Raw genomic sequence first — 16,896 nt, 5'->3', positions numbered from 1 at the left:
GATCATTAACCCCCTCGATGGATGTCAATTTTCTAATATATCAAGAACTCCGCTGCTACTACTATCCTCCTTCATGAATCAAGAATCAAGTGTACAGCCTAAAAAACCTTGGCCCTTATACGAACAGGACCAAGGTTGCTACAATCTTGTAATTCACTTAACCATGTATTCATTAACGTACAATCGAACCGTCATCTAAACGCAACCAAGTCTCAAAGGTTCTTGCTCCTTGCTGCAATGCAATGACCCTGGCTCCAATGGGAATATCCGTATCCCAAAGAATATAGCTGGAAGAGCGTCCATAACAGAGCTGAATTCCGTGGAGATCTCCGGAGTAATCATTCCCATGGTCATGCCCAGCAAAAGTTCCAATGACATCCCCTTGCTCAACCATGGCGGCAAACAAACCGCTATTCACGCGAGGACATGTAACCTCTTCCCTTTTCTCCCCTTTACATTCGCCCGCATTCCATGCCTCTTGATACTCCGGTAACGGAATATGGAAGAAAGCGAGAGATGGAATCGGCTGCCCCCATTCTGGGCAGTGGATATCTTGGATTGTGCCGCATACCATTCAATCTGATCTCGATGAATCCAATCATAGCCGGGTACCTGAGGAAGCAATGAATAACTTCCACTATCCAAAAAATATAATGCAGCAGCCGTTCTCTCATCGTTGCCTAAGACCTTCAAGACGTAATTCCCTACGCCGCTGACATCCGGTGCCGAAGGCTCTGCTACGCAGTAGGTATGACTTAATTGAATATCCATTAACTGTTCTCGGGTGATTCCCGCTTCCGAGTCATGGTTACCGAAAATAGCAACCCACGGCACGTGAAACTCTTCCGCGGTCGATACCGCTTGTCGGAACGACTTTTCAGGATCCTTGCATCGTAAACTTCCAATCACATCCCCGGCAAACACAACCAGGTCAGGCCGCTCCGCAAGGATGACGTCTCGCATCATCTTCGTAGTACGCGCATTGAGCTCGGGAACATCATCCATGTATTCTGTATCTGAGAATTGGACAATACGAAATGTGCCGTTGGCATGAAACTGTAGTGGTCGTCCCACCCTTTACTCTCCAACGTAATAGAATGACATTTCTTGAATGGAAGGCTGTCCATCCGTTTGCGTTACCGCTAACGCAATGCTGCGAGCCTTCACCGGCGGAATCCGGATAATCGCCTTATGACCGATATTTTGACCAACATATACGGGAACGGTACGATGTGATTTTTCAGTCATGATGTTGATTTGGAACTGACGGATGTGTTCCCCCTCGGATAAATCCTCTTGAATTACGATATGATCCACTAAATGAGGTTGAGCTGGTTCATACACCCATTCCATCGATGGATTGGAAGCTCCGCTGATCGTAGCGATCGGATTATCGAATCTTCTGCGGATTTCTGCCCCCATATCACTCAATTGCTTGACGTCCAATGCAGGAAGCAAGCCTTGGCGGTCCGGTCCGATATTCAACAGCAAATTCGTGCCGCGTCCAACGGAATAATAGTATAGGCCCATCAATTGATCCAAGCTTTTGATCGTATGATCATCACTATCGCTATAGAACCAGTTCGATCGCATTTGAACGTCGCATTCCGCAGGGAGCCAGAGCTTCTCGGATAAGGACTCCTTTTCTTCGGTCATTATCGAGAATTCAAGCGCATCCACCACATTCCAACAAGGAACTGGAGCAATTCCATCCTCATTCCCGACCCATCTGAAATTAGGATCACCCATATTAAAAATTAAGATATTCGGTTGAAGACGGCGAATCTCCCCGATAATGCGCTTCCAATCATATTCATGGTCTTCCGAGCCGCAGCCGTCAAACCACAGAATATCAATGTCACCGTAATTGCCTAGCAGCTCTGTAATTTGGTTCACGAAGTAATCATCGTAAGCTTGTTCATCCTGGTTATAGAAATCAGCCGATCCATCAAATGGAGAATAATATAATCCCGGCTTCACATCATACTTCCGGCAAGCCTCTACAAATTCCCGGACCACATCCCCTTTGCCTTCTTTCCACGGGGATTGCGCAACGGAGAACGTGCTATATTGCGACGGCCAATTTGAGAATCCATCATGATGTTTCGCCGTTAATACCGCATAATTCATTCCGGCTTCTTTCGCCGTGCGTATCCATTGCTCGCAATCTAATTGTTCAGGGTTAAACATCGTTGGAGACATACCCCTCGGGTCAAAATCAACATACCCTTCATAAAACGTTCTCAGGCCGAAATGCACGAATAGGCCGAATTCCCAGTCTTGATAATCGAGCTGTCTCGGGGTTGGTTTTACAATCGAATTGGTTATCATGGCAAGCACCTCTTCTTTTTTGGATTGAGTTTTGTCTTTTATATTCACGATTGCTTCGCAAAATCCTCTTCTTGATTCGAGGTTTTAACAAATTATCTTTTTGGGTGAACCCCTGCAATAGAAAACATGAGGAAGAATAGGAATCTGATGGATTGCTGTCGAATAGGTAATAGAATACCTATTATGGGTTATATTGGATGCGATTCAGCGTGGAACATACAAAGCTGCAATCTTATCTATGGCGCGCTTTGAAAAGCGGAGGTACCTTTTTCCTTATCATAATCGTAATCATCGTGCTTATGAGCGATGTGCAAAATCTGCACTACCAGCTGCTATTCTGGAGCGTCGCAAGCATCTTCTGGGGACTTCTCTATGCGTGGCGCGTGAAGCCTATAGACAATTCGAGACAACTCTCTTCACACACGAACCTCGTTCGAGACAAGAAAAAGTTCACCTGGGCCATTGTCGGACTCGTTGTGCTCAGCTTGCTAACGATACGTTTCCCGCATGATTATACGTGGTTTGAATGGATATTGAATGGTCTTCACATCAAGACGGTACTCCCTCTAGGGAATGGTACGCTTATTCTTACCGGGCTTCCATTAATTATCTGTCTTATTATCTTCATCCAGATGCTTGCCCGCTCGTTACATCGACGCCGGCTCTTGATCGGGTTTATCGCCTTTCTCATCGTCACTTCGCTACCGAATAAAGTTGTATCCGTGTACCAACAGTATTTCGCATCAGGCATGTATGCCCTACAGACCGATAAGACTACATCACAATGCAGCTTCGAACCGAAAGGAGACAACTGGTTTGGACACTGTAGAATTTCCCTCTATAATCATAGTCAACAGCCGGTGACCGCAAAGGTTGTTTTGAAAAGCAAATACGGTTTTAGCTATGGTTATGACGAAGTCCAGCTTGGTACCGTAACATTCCAACCTGGTTATAACTCGTCCATAGAAATCACGGATATCGAGATGCCAAAAGCTCCAAATCAAGTTGTCACAGGTCAATTCACCAGTTCGTATAATCGAATGAATGTCTATCAGGGCACCCAGGTTCGTGAATTATAGGCAGGTGATTCCTACTTACCCATCTGCTCCATCCTCAACGGTTCCAGTTCCAAATCTTTTCTCGTTCCGAACGCGAGCTCGCTCCATTTCTACCTCCCGGTTGCGAGGTTCTGCATTCGTTACAAGAGAGTCTAACAAATTCGTGGCTACAGCGGTGACTTCCCTGATGGCTCGTTCGAACGCATCTTCATTCGCCTTCGAAGGTGTATTGAAGCCTGAGAGTTTTCTGACAAATTGAAGCGCTGCTGCCTGAATCTCGTCTTCAGTTGCAGGTGGATCGAAGTTAAATAAGGTCTTAATATTTCTGCACATCACAGTTCTCTCCCTTAGTACACGTATTGGCGGCATTAAAGCAGCTATTATTCATACTACCAAAATTCCTGTAATTTCAAACGAAACATTTGTAAATCATAGAAAAACCAGTCCACCACACGAATACCGTGTAGGACTGGTTTTTGTTGATCACACTATCGTGTAATTGCAACGCGAGATAATTCTTGGATTTTATCGACGATCTTCTGTTCGTAATCATCTACAAGTTCGATAGCTTCGGTCGCCGATGAGGATAACGGTTCGTAATACCCGATCATGACGGCGTGTTTAGCATGTTCAAACATCGTAATATCGTTCGCGTCATTACCGAATGCGATATAACTTCTTTCCTGAACGCCCAAAGTTTGAAGCGCGCTCCATTTATGTATCCCCTTCGGACTGATATCCAGCACATGTTCATGGCGATGACGGTTCACGAAAACATCCAGTTCAGTTAGTCTCGCAGATAACTCTTCGAAGCTATCCGAAGTCAGAATTAAGATTTTAACGATAGAGGTTAGCTCTTCGACATGTACGCGTTTCGCCAATTGATCTGGATCTACATTGTTCAATATCGGATGATCCTGGGGACCTGTGTAGGCATAATCCCATTCGCTGTCAATTAAATAGGTGGCATTGTACTTTCCTATGAGCGACATGATGTCATTCATTTCTTGAGGTGAAAATCCTTGTGAATACACGATTTCCCCTTGTTTGGAAATCAGAGATCCGTTGCCTCCAATCATGGCATACCCATGTAAATCGGGATGGATGACAGGCAGCATATCTCGAATCGGCCTTGCCGACGCGAAGACCACTTCATGCCCTTGATGGGTTACTTCTTGTAACGCGTCAATGATTTTACTCGACAGCGGTTTCCCCTGAAAACAAATCGTTCCATCTAAATCAAACACAAAATGCATTGAGATATACTCCTCTTCTATGGTTATTCAACTTCGATCATCACTTTCCCAGTAAGGGATAAATCATAGCCTTGTATGGATCTCAATTCGTTCTTGAAGTCTTCTGAACCAAGAATGCTTCGGACAAGCTCGATCCACGCCATATTCTGAGGAGATTTGATCATGACAAGATCATACCGCTCCTGTATAAAAGGAATGAAATCGACACCTACCAAATATGCCGCCTTTTCGATCCCTACACCCACGTCAGCTTGCCCTGTCGCCACTTTCCCTGCTACCCCCAAGTGGTTAGACTCTTCATGCGTATAGCCATCGATTTCTTTCGATGATATCCCTAGAATACGAAGCTGTTCGTCCAATAACACACGTGCGCCGGACCCCTTCTCTCGATTAACCATTTTTACACCGGCTCTAGTCAAATCCCGCCAATGATGAATTTGCTTCGGGTTTCCTTTCTGCACATAGAATCCCGCAGCCCGACTCACTAAATTGATGACGATATACGGAAATCCAACGAGTAGCTTCTGAATATACGGAACATTGTACACTCCCGTATCTCCGTCTAGTAAATGCGTACTCACGAGATCCGCTTGTCCCTGATACATGGATATAAGACTATCCAAGCTTCCAACATGAGATCTTAGCGGACGGTAAGCCTGGGTATGCTTCTCAATATGCTTTGTTAATATATCAAGACTTACATCTTGACCGGTGATGACGATCGTCTTTTTACCCGAGGAAGCCTGTACCTTTTCATCTGGTTTAGCGTACGTACGTATCGGATTCCCTTTGGCTCTATGTTTGTATTGTTCAAGATCCTCTGCATCTACCCGCATCTGTCTCCCGACACGATAAGCAGGCAATTCGCCTTTCTTAATCAAGTCGTAGACGGTAAGTTTTGATATTTTCAGAATCTTTGCAATTTCTTCGGTTGTATACGATATGTCGTTGGCCATATGTCCTCACCTGCCTTTGAAATATGCTGCTAGATCATTATATAATGTTTCAGAACAATCATAAATAAATATAACTATTTATAACTAGTTATGACTAAATATATTTAATCATATCCGTTCGTGTGGTAAAATAGCAAACAGAATCTAATCCTAAAGGAGAAATAGACCCATGCTAAAAAAAATGCTTAGCATATTGCTGGTTATGGTAGCACTCACTGGATGCGCATCCAAAGAACAGGCTTCTTCTACCAACGGTACGGAGAACAAGCCCTCCGCGCAAAAAGTTGAATTGCTGATTTCAGCCGCAGCAAGTCTAACGGACAGCTTAAATGAAATCAAAACGGCCTATCAACAGGAACACAACAACATCGAACTCACGTTTAACCTAGCAGCATCAGGGACATTACAGAAACAAATCGAACAAGGCGCTCCAGCTGACTTATTCTTGTCTGCCGGTAAGAAACAGATGACAGCACTTGTCGATAAGCAGCTTATCGAACAAGATCAACAGGTCAATCTGCTGACCAATGAACTCGTCATGGTCGTTCCGAAGGATTCCAACCTTGCCATTCAGAACATCAAAGATATCACTTCATCGAATGTGAAGAAAATCGCGGTCGGGGAACCAGAGAGTGTACCGGTAGGGAATTATACCAAAGAATCACTTACTTTTTACCAACTATGGGACACCATCCAAGCGAAAACGGTATTTGCTAAAGATGTCAAACAAGTTTTGCATTATGTCGAGTCAGGCAACACAGAGGTTGGATTCGTCTACAAAACAGACGCTTTAACATCACAGAAAGTGACGGTAGCGCTCACCCTTGAGCCTGATAGCCACAAAGCCATTGAATATCCTGTAGGGATCGTTAAAGCTACCAAACATCCTCAAGAAGCTGACGAATTTTATAAATATCTGCAAAGTAAGGCCGCACAAGATATTTTCATCAAGTACGGGTTCAGCATACCGAACCAATGATTTCGGTACCCATGAAGGAATTTTTCGACCCCATTCTCCTGTCACTCAAGGTCTCTCTCATCGCGAGTATCTTGGTATTTATCGTGGCAGTACTCATTGCGCGATTCATGTCGCGAGCTTCTTTTCGGGGTAAAACCCTGCTTGAAACGTTATTTATGCTGCCTTTAGTGCTTCCCCCTACGGTTGTAGGCTTTATTCTATTGGTTATCTTTGGGCGAAAAAGTTGGGTTGGCAGATCCATCGAATGGTTATTCGGACAACCGCTGGTGTTCACATGGTACGCCGCCGTCATCGCGTCCGTGATCGTATCTTTCCCGCTGATCTATCAAACGGTCAAAGTGGGTTTTCAATCGATCGATCGTGCCATAGAGGATGCCGGTCGATCCTACGGAGCCAACGAGTGGCAAGTTTTTCGTTGGATCACCCTGCCGTTAGCGTTTCCATCACTGATCTCGGGTTTTATTCTTGGGTTCGCAAGAGGATTAGGGGAATTTGGAGCAACGCTAATGCTCGCCGGGAATATCCCTGGCAAGACACAAACCCTGCCGACAGCCATTTACCTGGCTGTGGATTCTGGCAATAACGTATTAGCATGGTTATGGTCCATCTGCATCATTTTGATTTCCTTCCTGATGCTCATGGTTGCCAATCGAAAGATTACGAATCTCTAATTCTGCATCTACTATAGAAGAACGAAGAAAAACCAGGCTAAATACGCTTAGCCTGGTTTGTTATTGTTCTTATTCGTTCGCTACAATACTGGAACGTTGTCTATAAGATAACTTATTTCCAAATTTCATATCCATCATCTTGGCGGGTATACTCATGGTACGTCGACGCTTCGACAATATCATGGTATGCCCAATGCTCTTCATTGACATCATTGTATCTTTTCGCGTAAGTTGGGATGTTGTTTTTTTCAATTTTGCGATCTAACATCCGATTGATCATCGTCACAACCTCAGCGCGCGTCATTGAATCATTAGGCTTGAACGTACCATCGATGAAACCTTGTATCCAACCTTTCGTATAGACGCTGGTAATATACTCAGACGCCCAATGATCAGTGGGAACATCCGAAAAGGCATGGATGGCATTGTTGCTAAGATGTTCAAACCGGGAAGCCATCGCTGCAAATTCAGCTCTTGTAATGGTTCTACCAGGACCAAACGTTCCATCGTAATAACCTTGAATAACACCATGCTCTGTTAGATAAGCTACAGCTTGTCCATACCAATCGCTAGATTTTATGTCACTAAATGTGGTAGCCAAAGGCTTCTCTTTATTCACATCTACAATCAGCCGATAAAAAATTGCAGCGGCTTCTGCACGAGTAATATGCTTACCTGGACCAAAGGAACCGTCAGGATAGCCTTGCATATAAACCAAATGCTTTATTTTTTCTAATGTAGGTATACCCAATCCGTTGTCCTTATCCTTATCCTCATCCTTATCCATCTTCTTATAGAGGAAAGTTATCTTATTCGGACCCGTCTGGATTAGAATACGCTTGGTCGCCATGTCATTCAGCGTATAACCGGCAATGATCGGTGCTTCGGCAGTCTCGTTCTGACCTACGACTGCAGTCACAGTCTGGCTATAAATAACCTTTCCCGATTCATCCATACCCTCGATGGTTAGCGTTGAGGTAGTAATACTGCTGTTGCCTCCTCCGCCACCGCTACTACTGCCGCCTCCAGGTTCCGTAATGACCGTCGTATCTTTCCCCTTGTCATCATACACAAAGCTTAGTTTATTCCCTTCTGTTGCAAGGGTAATCGTGAGTGAGTTAGGCTGTCCTGCAGCAAGTTCATACTTTCTGCCCTCCATGTTGAATGCTTGAGGTGCAGTATAGGTAATGACATCCCCTACCCTCTTGCCGGCTACCGTTTCTGTCTGTAAGAGTTTCCCGTCACGGGTCACGTATTCGATCATCAGGCTAACCATTTCATTCTGAGTATAATTTACCTGGACGATATTGGTGCCTTTCATGATGGTAATGCCGCCTTCAGGTTCCATGCCGGCAAACGTAAATTGTGGGTAATACTTCATTTGCGGGATGTACGTCTGTCCTACATATACACTCTCCGTAACGGAATCGAGCAACGTATTGTTGGTTTTATCCCAGTATAAAACCTCTGCACTCGTGCGCTCAGGCGTATAATATAGTGTTACACTGCCGCCAAGCGGGATATTGTGCACGCCAATACTTGAGACTTCTATAACATATCCCATACTCTCCAGTTCAGGAACTTTGCTCTCTACCATCGTGTCATAGCTATATGGTGTTATCTGTCCGGTCTTCGTTTCGACAGCAAGCACCTTCATCTCTCCACCTACACGCTCGCGTGAGATATGCTGGATCAAGACGGAATCGCTTGGATGATCCGTAACCTTGGTGTAGTACAGTTTAATTACATTTTGGCTAGCATCCTTATCTACTACGATGCTGTTATTTCCACTATGGAAAATCCAGTTGGCAGGATCATAATAACTAGCAGTATACACACTGCCTACGACTGAGTTTTTCACCGTCAGGCGATCTAACTCGATGCCATTCGTATAGTCATAATGTATGACCGTTACATCTGCTTTCATTTTGGTATAGAAGGCTTCAATCGTATTGTCAGAAGGATGTACAGTGATTGTGATATCACGTTCATTTGCAGTTACTGCCGGCATAGCATGGTCAAAGTTATAGCCCATACCCATTAAATCCGGCGCAGTATACGTATACGTATTCCCTACGGTTAGGTCAGTCACTTGCTCCCGGCCAAGCTCAGCATTACCATTAGAAGCATCTCTCAGAATAACCGTTAAGCCAGTCCCAATGACTTCCTTATACGTAAAGCTTGCTATTTCATTTTTTTGCAAGTTAGTGAACGATACGACTTGACTGCTGCTGATCACGTAGCCTGGAATATGGGGTGCATACACTTTAAAGTCGCTATCCTTCGCCACTTCATAGCTGCTCACTATACCAGCTGGTGGAGTAAGCGCATTCCCTTTCTCATCCTTCAGTTCGAGCGCTACCTGAACGGTATTCTTTACATACAAGAATTCAATCGTGCCTGGTACGATTTGTGTTTTCGTGGAAGCTTCGCCTTCTTTTAGTGCCCATCCAAGCATCGCTGGTGCTTTCACGCTTACTTTGTTTCCTACGGTACCTTTTACGCTGTACGTATGCAGGATCGTTTTATTTGCTTCATCGATCGCATTCACGACGACTTCGTCCTGTGCAATAGACTTGTAATCGAAGCGCACTTCTTGATTTGGAATTCCACTCGTGATCAATACCAATTTGGGTGTATCACTTACTAATCTAAGGTTCACTTCATTGGGTGCTGCTAAGCTTACGACTTCCCCAATACGTTGTGGTCCTTGAGGATACGTATTCCGTATTCCTGTGCTGCCCGTTGTTACATCATACGTAACGACATCAACATCTCTAGTATCCTTCTTGTAGAAGTACTCGATTGTTAAGGCCTTGCCGTCATATGTCACGTCTTGTGCGGTACTCCATGCCGTATAAGATTCGCTCGTCAGATCTGGTACCGCAATTGTCTTCGTTTCATTGACATTCAGCTTGTCGCTTAGAGATTTAATTACGTGACCGTTGGTGTCATTTTCTTTCAAGAGAATTACGATATTGCCATCTGCTTGCTCATACGTGAAAGTCAGCTCGTTGTTATTTTCCGCTACACTTGCAATAGATTGCGTAATCACACTCTTCAAGTTGTAGCCTGGAATATACGGTGCATTGTAGCTAAACGCTTGCCCTTTCACTGCCGGCACCACAATGTCCGTGAAGCCTGGAACTGCTGTACCATCTGCTAATTGTGCTTTTACGGTTACGGTCATTGCTAAGCTGTTGTACTTGAACGCATGCTCGGTTACCGAGCCGTCTGTTGTTACATCAACAGGGCTGCTTGTTGTTGCATCTAGGCTGTAGCCCGATACATCAAAGGCATTCAGTGTGGCTTTCCCACTGTTTTTCGCTTTGGTTACAACGTAGCTGTAAAGCCGTTGACCGGTCTTCGCATCCACACCCTTAACTTCGATATTGACCATGAATTGATCGATGATTTCTTCCAGCGGTTTGTACGTAAAGCTTGCTACTTCATCTTTTTGCAGGTTAAGTAAGGATACCGTTTGGTTGCTGCTAATCACGTAGCCTGGGATGTACGGAGCATAGGCTGTATAATCAGCACCTCTTGCTACTTCATAACTACTCACTACTCCGGCTGGTGGGGCAAGCACATTGCCTTTCTCATCTTTCAGATCAAGTGAAACCTTAACGACATCTTTAATATAGCTAAACTCCACACTCGCCTTGTCTGCTACAACAATCTCAGTCGTTGGAGAACCTTCTAGTTTCCAACCCATGAGTTCAGGAGCTTGAACGGTAATCCGATTCCCAACCGTACTAGATACGGAATAGGAATGAATGATTGTCCCATTCAATTTATCAATGGCCTTGACTTCAACATCACCTGATGCCATTGATTTGTAATTGAAGCGAACTTCTTGATTGCCCGCTCCACTTTCAATGAGCACCAATCTCGGGCTTGTACTAGTTAACGTATACCCTTGCTCATTCGGTGCACTGAAGTTTACGACTTCCCCAATACGCTGCGGTAGTTGTGGAGTTGTATTAAGCCGTTTTTCTGTACCCGTCACATCATAAGTGACAACATCAACGTTACGCTTATCTTTACTATAGAAGAACTCAATCGCAAGTGCAGTACCAGAATATATGACATTCTGTGCAGTACTCTTTGCTGTATAGAATTCACTTGTCAAATCAGGAACATCCACCGTCTTGCTTTCACCAACAATCATCGTATCACTCAGTGTTTTGATTACCCGTCCGTTTGTATCATTTTCTTTTAAGACAATAACGACATTACCATTTGCCTGCTCATACTTAAACGTCAGTGTTTTGTCTGTGTCACTTACGTTCGCAATCCTATCCGTAATATTACTAATCAAGTTATACCCCGGAATGTATGGTGCATTATAGCTGAATGGCTGTCCTTTCACAGCATTCACTTCAATCAGTGTGTATCCTGGAACTGGAGTAACACCATCAGGAAGCACCGCCTTTATTGCAACTTTTGTTGCTTGATTGTTGTACTTAAAGACCTGCTCAGTTACCGTCCCATCTGCAGGAACCGTCGCAGGAGAAGGTGTTAATGCATCCAACTCATATCCTGGCACATCAAAAGCCTCTATAGTAATCACTTTATTGCTTTTTGGTTCTGCCTTCGTGTAGCTGTATAGTAGCTTATCCGTCTGTGCATCTACACCCTTTACAAGGATTTTTACCGAGTTATCATTTACAAAATCTTCAGTTGCTTTGTATCTAAATGTAACGGTTGAATCCGCTGTAAAGGTTTGACTTACGGTTGATGGACTAACGAGAACGTATCCGTCAATGGTTGCCGCAGAAATCGTCTGAACGATTCCCTTTTGTACGTCAACTACGGTTGAATAACCTGCAGGGGCAGTCAGTGGGTTCCCTTTGTTATCAAGTAATTCAATCGTGACTTGAACAAGATCTTTTTCATATACAAACTTGATTTCGCCAGCTTGAGAATCAGGAACGATAACAGATTTCGTAGCCGTTTCACCTGTCTTCAGCAACCAACCGGAAATGCTTGGCGCATCTGCTGTTACTGTAGATCCAACAGTAGCTGTAATATCCTGCGAATGAATTACTTCTTCCGTTCCTCCGTTATTCCATACGCCTTTTACGGTAACTACACCTGTTGCTGATTTGTTGTACCAGAACTTGATTACATAATCTCCCGTTCCATCCGGTAGAATAATAGCCCGAGAGGACTCCCCTACCAATGTGTAACCAACGGTTGTTGGTGGTGCTGCAATATGATGCATGAGTCCAATTCCATACTGCTGTGATGGTTCGGAGCTGATTTTTGTATTGGTCCCTGCATCCCACGCTTCGACCACAACCGCTCTTGTGTTTCGCGTGTACTGATACGTAACATCAGCAGGTGCTGAGACACCATCATACGTAACACTTGTAGGATTTCCCGAGTTTTCTTTTAATGTATAGAACGATAAATTCGAAATATCGCTACTTGTAGGTGCGTTATCATCTGTCGATATAAACTGTTCCCCTACGCGAATATCTACATTTTTGTAACCCAAGATCTCGTTCGTATCCGCATCAAGTGCCTTAATCTGTAATCTTCCTGGAGCTGCTTCTTTAAAGTAGAAATCCATCATACTTGTACCGTCTGCCATAACCTCAGGAACAATTCCACGATTACCAGAGTTAACATAGCCAAGGATAGATGGTGCGGTATAAGAAAATGGATAGCCCGCTTCAGACTCTACGGTAAATGGAACAAATATATCACTTGGTAGTGGAGTTTTGCCATCCTCTAAGTAAGCATTAATGGTTACTTTAGCCATGTTGGAAACATAATCAAATATGATTTCTTTATCCATATTCGGCTTAAAGATTTTAGTCTCGAAATCTGGGAAGGTTCCATCGTTCGGATTCGATCCTTTGATTCTGTATTTTGGAACATGGAATGAGGTTACATTTGTATCTTGATCACTATAATCGAGTTGATACGTGTAAGCGTACAATACCTTCTCATCCGCCAAGCCTTTGTTATAAATCCCTTTTACAGTAATCGAAACTTTAGAGCTAAGCGTAAAATCTTCGACAGAATCAGATGTTATAGCCTCTATTCGCCTAGAAGCTGTCGCGTGGTCTGCTTCAGACGCCGAAATCACAACTTCTGAATTAGCGTCAAAATAACCAATGGCATAATGTCCGTTCATATCAACAGTGACTTCCGTGCCCTTCGCTGCCTTCACTACGGCTTTAGATAACGGCATTTGCGTTTTGAAGTCTGTAACCGTACCTGTCACAACATATTTAGATGCTGATCCGCCAAATGCTGCATTTTTGCTCAGCTCGAAATTTTTCTCAACACTTGTATTGGTCTTAGCCGTCACTTTGTCGAACTCTGTGTTGTACTGACTATGGGATGCAACTACATTGTGCAGGCCCGGATCAACATTCAAAAGCACATAATGGCCAAATGAATCTGATGCAGCATTCTGTCCGCTTAATGTTTTGACTATTGCTGCTTCAACAGGATTTGTAGTGTCTTTATCCATTACCACCCCGTATATTGCACCTTTATTCCCCTGTTCAAGCTCAATGATTATTAAAGAATAGTCACCGGCGGAAGAAGTAAACTCCGCAACTCCTGATCCTGGATTGTAATAAGGTGCAGTAGCCATGACCACATGTGAACCAGGTGCAGGAAGCTCAACCGCAAGTACTTTTCCTTCCGCATTCGTGGTATAGATATTTCCATAAATCGTTACTTTAGCACCTGGTAACGGAGATCCTGTTACCTTGTCTCTAACCAACACATCAGCTACCCCCGTATTGGATTTAGGCTGAAGCGGAACATCGAATTGGGTCACTCCTGTGACCGTAAGTGAATTTGAATAATTTTCAAAACCAGGGACATTTGAAATCGTCATTGTGTAAGTCCCAACGGGAATTGTACTAAATGTGTAGGAACCATCTGCTCTACTCACTTCTGTATACAGATTCGTACCGTCAGTAAGTGTAAGCTCGATTCCACCTAAATAACTTTTTGGATTTGAACCAGCAACGTACACCTTACCGTTAAGACCTGATATTTGGGTTCGGTATACGAACGTAATATCAACATTAGTTGTTGGGGTTAAGGCAATGTCTTGACCTGATGTAAGAGCAATCGTCGAGCCACCATCTATCTTATAACCGATCAGATCATAACCAGATACAGATGGTATATCACCATAACTCTTTATAAACTCAACATCCTTTTTCACATTCACCGTCTTCGGTGCGATAAATCCGTCTGCTGAGATCATTTCTTTTCCTTCATGATTCTCAGCGCGGTAGCTAATGTCAGCCCACCAGGAAGGATCTTTCTCATAATTAAATGTAACGGTTCCAAGAGCAATATCCTTTATGCTAACACTTTGGCTAGCAGGAGCTGGATTCGTCCAATAGGGAGATAACCCGTCTTTTGGGGGTTGAACGACGAAATTTGCGAACGTTCCAGCCGGTTGATTCAATACTGTCGTAACACCGTCTGCAGTTGAACTTAGAATGGTTTTGCCGTCAAGCTCATAAGCAACACCGTACTTGCCCGAATACGTTCCAGCTGGATAAAGGACATTCGATGGGTTTCCATTTTCGATTCCCGCAACTTTGAGATCGGACTGTTGATATCCATTTTTCACCGTTATGGATTTAACAACTGAGAATGTATTTCCGACCGTACCAGCGAACTCTACTTTGATCCAGTATCTAGCATTTTTATCTGCTGGGATATGATAGTCATAAGTTGCAACTGCAGAGTTAGGATTGGCATCTTCCCCTTTATGGATTGAAGTTACCGCTCCATATCCAGAGTCGAAGGAATCTTCATTGTATTCGACAGTACTATTAGTCGGAACTCGGAACCATTTCATACTGGATATTTTCCCAGCTGGAGCTTCACCCGTCTTTTGGAAATTATCTGCCTTCGCTGTGATATCAACAGGATCGAAACTTGGCTTATCCATTGCTGCGCTTAATGTTAGTTCTGCAGGAGGCCGTGTCAAAGTAAACGAATACTCGAACGTCTCGCTTTTTAAAGTCTTCGGCGGAGAACCAAAGGGCGCAGATTGGCGATAGGCCTTGAAGATATAGGACTTGGGATAGGAATTCGGCTTAAGTCCTAAGCTTCCAACATCGATCGACCACACACCGTCTTTAACACTTTTATTGTCCTTTTTAAGGAGGACGTTTGGTGCACCTGCTTCGTATAGTTCGTAAAATGCAGTAACTTCTGGCGCACCTGCTGATATATCGAACTGAGACGGTTCTACGATAATATGTGTTGGGTCATGTTCTGTTACGTTATTGTTATTATCATAAAAAGTCACAATCGGACCAAAGATAAAGCGCTCAATATCAATCGTTGTAAATTGCCACCGGACTTTACCATCATTCGTGCCTAACTCTGAATAATAGGACCCCCCCGTAATCATGACATCACCACGTTGCGTGAGAATCATATTACCGTTCCAACTCCCTGCAAAGTCAACAGGATTATGAATTTCTGAGCCACTCTTGTTGACTACTGTACGATTACCATCAACAGGATTGGTAATGTTAACGAATCTTAATTGAGTCCCCGATCCAGGGTTCATCTGAAACCCTAAATCACCAGCATCATTCGTTCCTGCCCCCCAAACAGAACCGTTCTTAAGTTGAACAAACCCTGAAGTTGTGGAATGTAGTATCTTTGCTACAGGTGATGGAAAGGCAAATGTATTTAATGTATAGCTTGTACTATAGTAGCCGTCGGCTTTGTTGTTTCCAAATACACCCCAACGATTGTACCCGCCATCATATAACTCGCCATCCTTCGTTAGGATGGTAACGAACACATCACCTTGCATGATTTGTTGAACGGGTTTATTCAAACCTATCTTCACATATTTTTTTTGGCTGGTATAATTCCCGTTTCCAAACAAGCCATAGTCATTACTGCCCGTAGCATACGCAGTACCGTCATTTGTAATGACGAACGTGGTGTATCTCTCATATGATTTATTGGCGATAACCTCTTTGACATCCGTCATAATCTGAGTAGGCACATATTTGTTCGCCGTTGTGTTGTCGCCCAGGTTGCCTGCTGCATTATAGCCCATTGCCCACAACACGTCCGCATGATCCACATAAGTGACATAATTGTACCCAACAGATATCTGCTTGACATTGGAAGCCACGAGCGTAAATCTGGTTCTTGTAGCTGTAGATCCACTACCAGTACCAAATTGTCCACTGCCGCCGGCCCCAACAAGATAAAAGTTCCCTTTGTCATCCAGAATCCCTGTATTTGTTTCTGAGGCTGAGATTTGTATGATCTTCCCCTCAATCATAGAGGTGTCAGTTACACCCATTGGAGACGCTACAGCACCTAATGATGGACGACCAAGTGATCTAAAGTTGTTATTCCCTGCTGAAAGCAATGTTCTTTGATCCTTCAACAGAACAAAACTCTGGAACTTACTCATTTCAATGTCTATAGCCCCAGCTAATTTCACAGATGTTGCGTAAACTTCCTTATCAAATAAGTTTGAAATCGACGTGAAGAGAAGAAAAAAGGTCAGCGTGCAACCTAATAGTTTTCTCATTCGATGCCTAAATATTCGCATTGTAATTCCCCCTTTTGAATACACTAGTCTCACTTCAACTAACTGCTATTACTTCAACCCTA

Annotated in this window: 10 protein-coding genes; 3 read left to right on the top strand and 7 right to left on the bottom strand. The window is 43.7% G+C overall.

What is annotated here, in order from left to right; genetic code table 11:
- Positions 1 to 172: 172 nt before the first annotated feature.
- The 3 genes from BVG16_RS33820 to BVG16_RS02380 are packed head-to-tail and all read right to left on the bottom strand — an operon-like array spanning position 173 to position 2,331.
- Positions 173 to 418, bottom strand: a complete 246-nt coding sequence (locus BVG16_RS33820) for a metallophosphoesterase family protein (protein ID WP_332888759.1) — start codon at positions 416 to 418, stop codon at positions 173 to 175.
- Entirely contained in the window at positions 415 to 1,074 is a 660-nt protein-coding gene (locus BVG16_RS02385; protein ID WP_332888758.1) for a metallophosphoesterase, read from the bottom strand. The genes BVG16_RS33820 and BVG16_RS02385 overlap by 4 nt, the downstream gene beginning before the upstream one ends.
- A 3-nt stretch (positions 1,075 to 1,077) precedes the next feature.
- Complete coding sequence (locus BVG16_RS02380) at positions 1,078 to 2,331, bottom strand: alpha-L-fucosidase (RefSeq protein WP_078496923.1); 1,254 nt, start codon at positions 2,329 to 2,331, stop codon at positions 1,078 to 1,080.
- A 209-nt stretch (positions 2,332 to 2,540) separates the two neighbouring features.
- Here BVG16_RS02380 and BVG16_RS02375 point away from each other — a divergent pair, with 209 nt between their 5' ends.
- Entirely contained in the window at positions 2,541 to 3,410 is an 870-nt protein-coding gene (locus BVG16_RS02375) for a hypothetical protein (protein WP_144027268.1), read from the top strand.
- A 15-nt stretch (positions 3,411 to 3,425) separates the two neighbouring features.
- Here the strand turns inward: BVG16_RS02375 and BVG16_RS02370 are convergent, their stop codons facing one another.
- The 3 genes from BVG16_RS02370 to BVG16_RS02360 form a co-directional block, all read right to left on the bottom strand.
- The gene (locus BVG16_RS02370; protein ID WP_078496921.1) at positions 3,426 to 3,722 is read right to left on the bottom strand and encodes a DUF2277 domain-containing protein; all 297 of its coding nucleotides are present in this window, start codon (positions 3,720 to 3,722) and stop codon (positions 3,426 to 3,428) included.
- A gap of 155 nt (positions 3,723 to 3,877) precedes the next feature.
- Positions 3,878 to 4,645 (bottom strand): HAD-IIB family hydrolase, encoded by a 768-nt coding sequence (locus tag BVG16_RS02365; protein ID WP_078496920.1) that lies wholly within the window; start codon positions 4,643 to 4,645, stop codon positions 3,878 to 3,880.
- 23 nt (positions 4,646 to 4,668) lie between these two features.
- Positions 4,669 to 5,601, bottom strand: coding sequence for a helix-turn-helix transcriptional regulator (locus BVG16_RS02360; RefSeq protein WP_078496919.1), 933 nt, complete (start codon positions 5,599 to 5,601; stop codon positions 4,669 to 4,671).
- A 169-nt stretch (positions 5,602 to 5,770) separates the two neighbouring features.
- Between BVG16_RS02360 and modA the strand changes: the two genes are divergently transcribed.
- Positions 5,771 to 6,580: a molybdate ABC transporter substrate-binding protein gene (gene modA / locus BVG16_RS02355; RefSeq protein ID WP_078496918.1), complete on the top strand. Its 810-nt coding sequence runs from the start codon at positions 5,771 to 5,773 to the stop codon at positions 6,578 to 6,580.
- Positions 6,577 to 7,251 (top strand): molybdate ABC transporter permease subunit, encoded by a 675-nt coding sequence (gene modB / locus BVG16_RS02350; RefSeq protein WP_078496917.1) that lies wholly within the window; start codon positions 6,577 to 6,579, stop codon positions 7,249 to 7,251. Before modA ends, modB begins: the two co-directional genes overlap by 4 nt.
- Before the next feature lie 112 nt (positions 7,252 to 7,363).
- On the opposite strand, the gene BVG16_RS02345 is transcribed toward modB, so the two are convergent.
- Positions 7,364 to 16,834, bottom strand: coding sequence for an S-layer homology domain-containing protein (locus tag BVG16_RS02345; RefSeq protein ID WP_078496916.1), 9,471 nt, complete (start codon positions 16,832 to 16,834; stop codon positions 7,364 to 7,366).
- Between the last annotated feature and the right edge of the window lie 62 nt (positions 16,835 to 16,896).

The sequence above is a fragment of the Paenibacillus selenitireducens genome (genome assembly GCF_002021565.1).
Lineage (GTDB): Bacteria > Bacillota > Bacilli > Paenibacillales > Paenibacillaceae > Paenibacillus_K > Paenibacillus_K selenitireducens.
The sequence above is the reverse complement of the archived record's forward strand: the minus strand, read 5'-3'. Positions and strand labels throughout refer to the sequence as shown.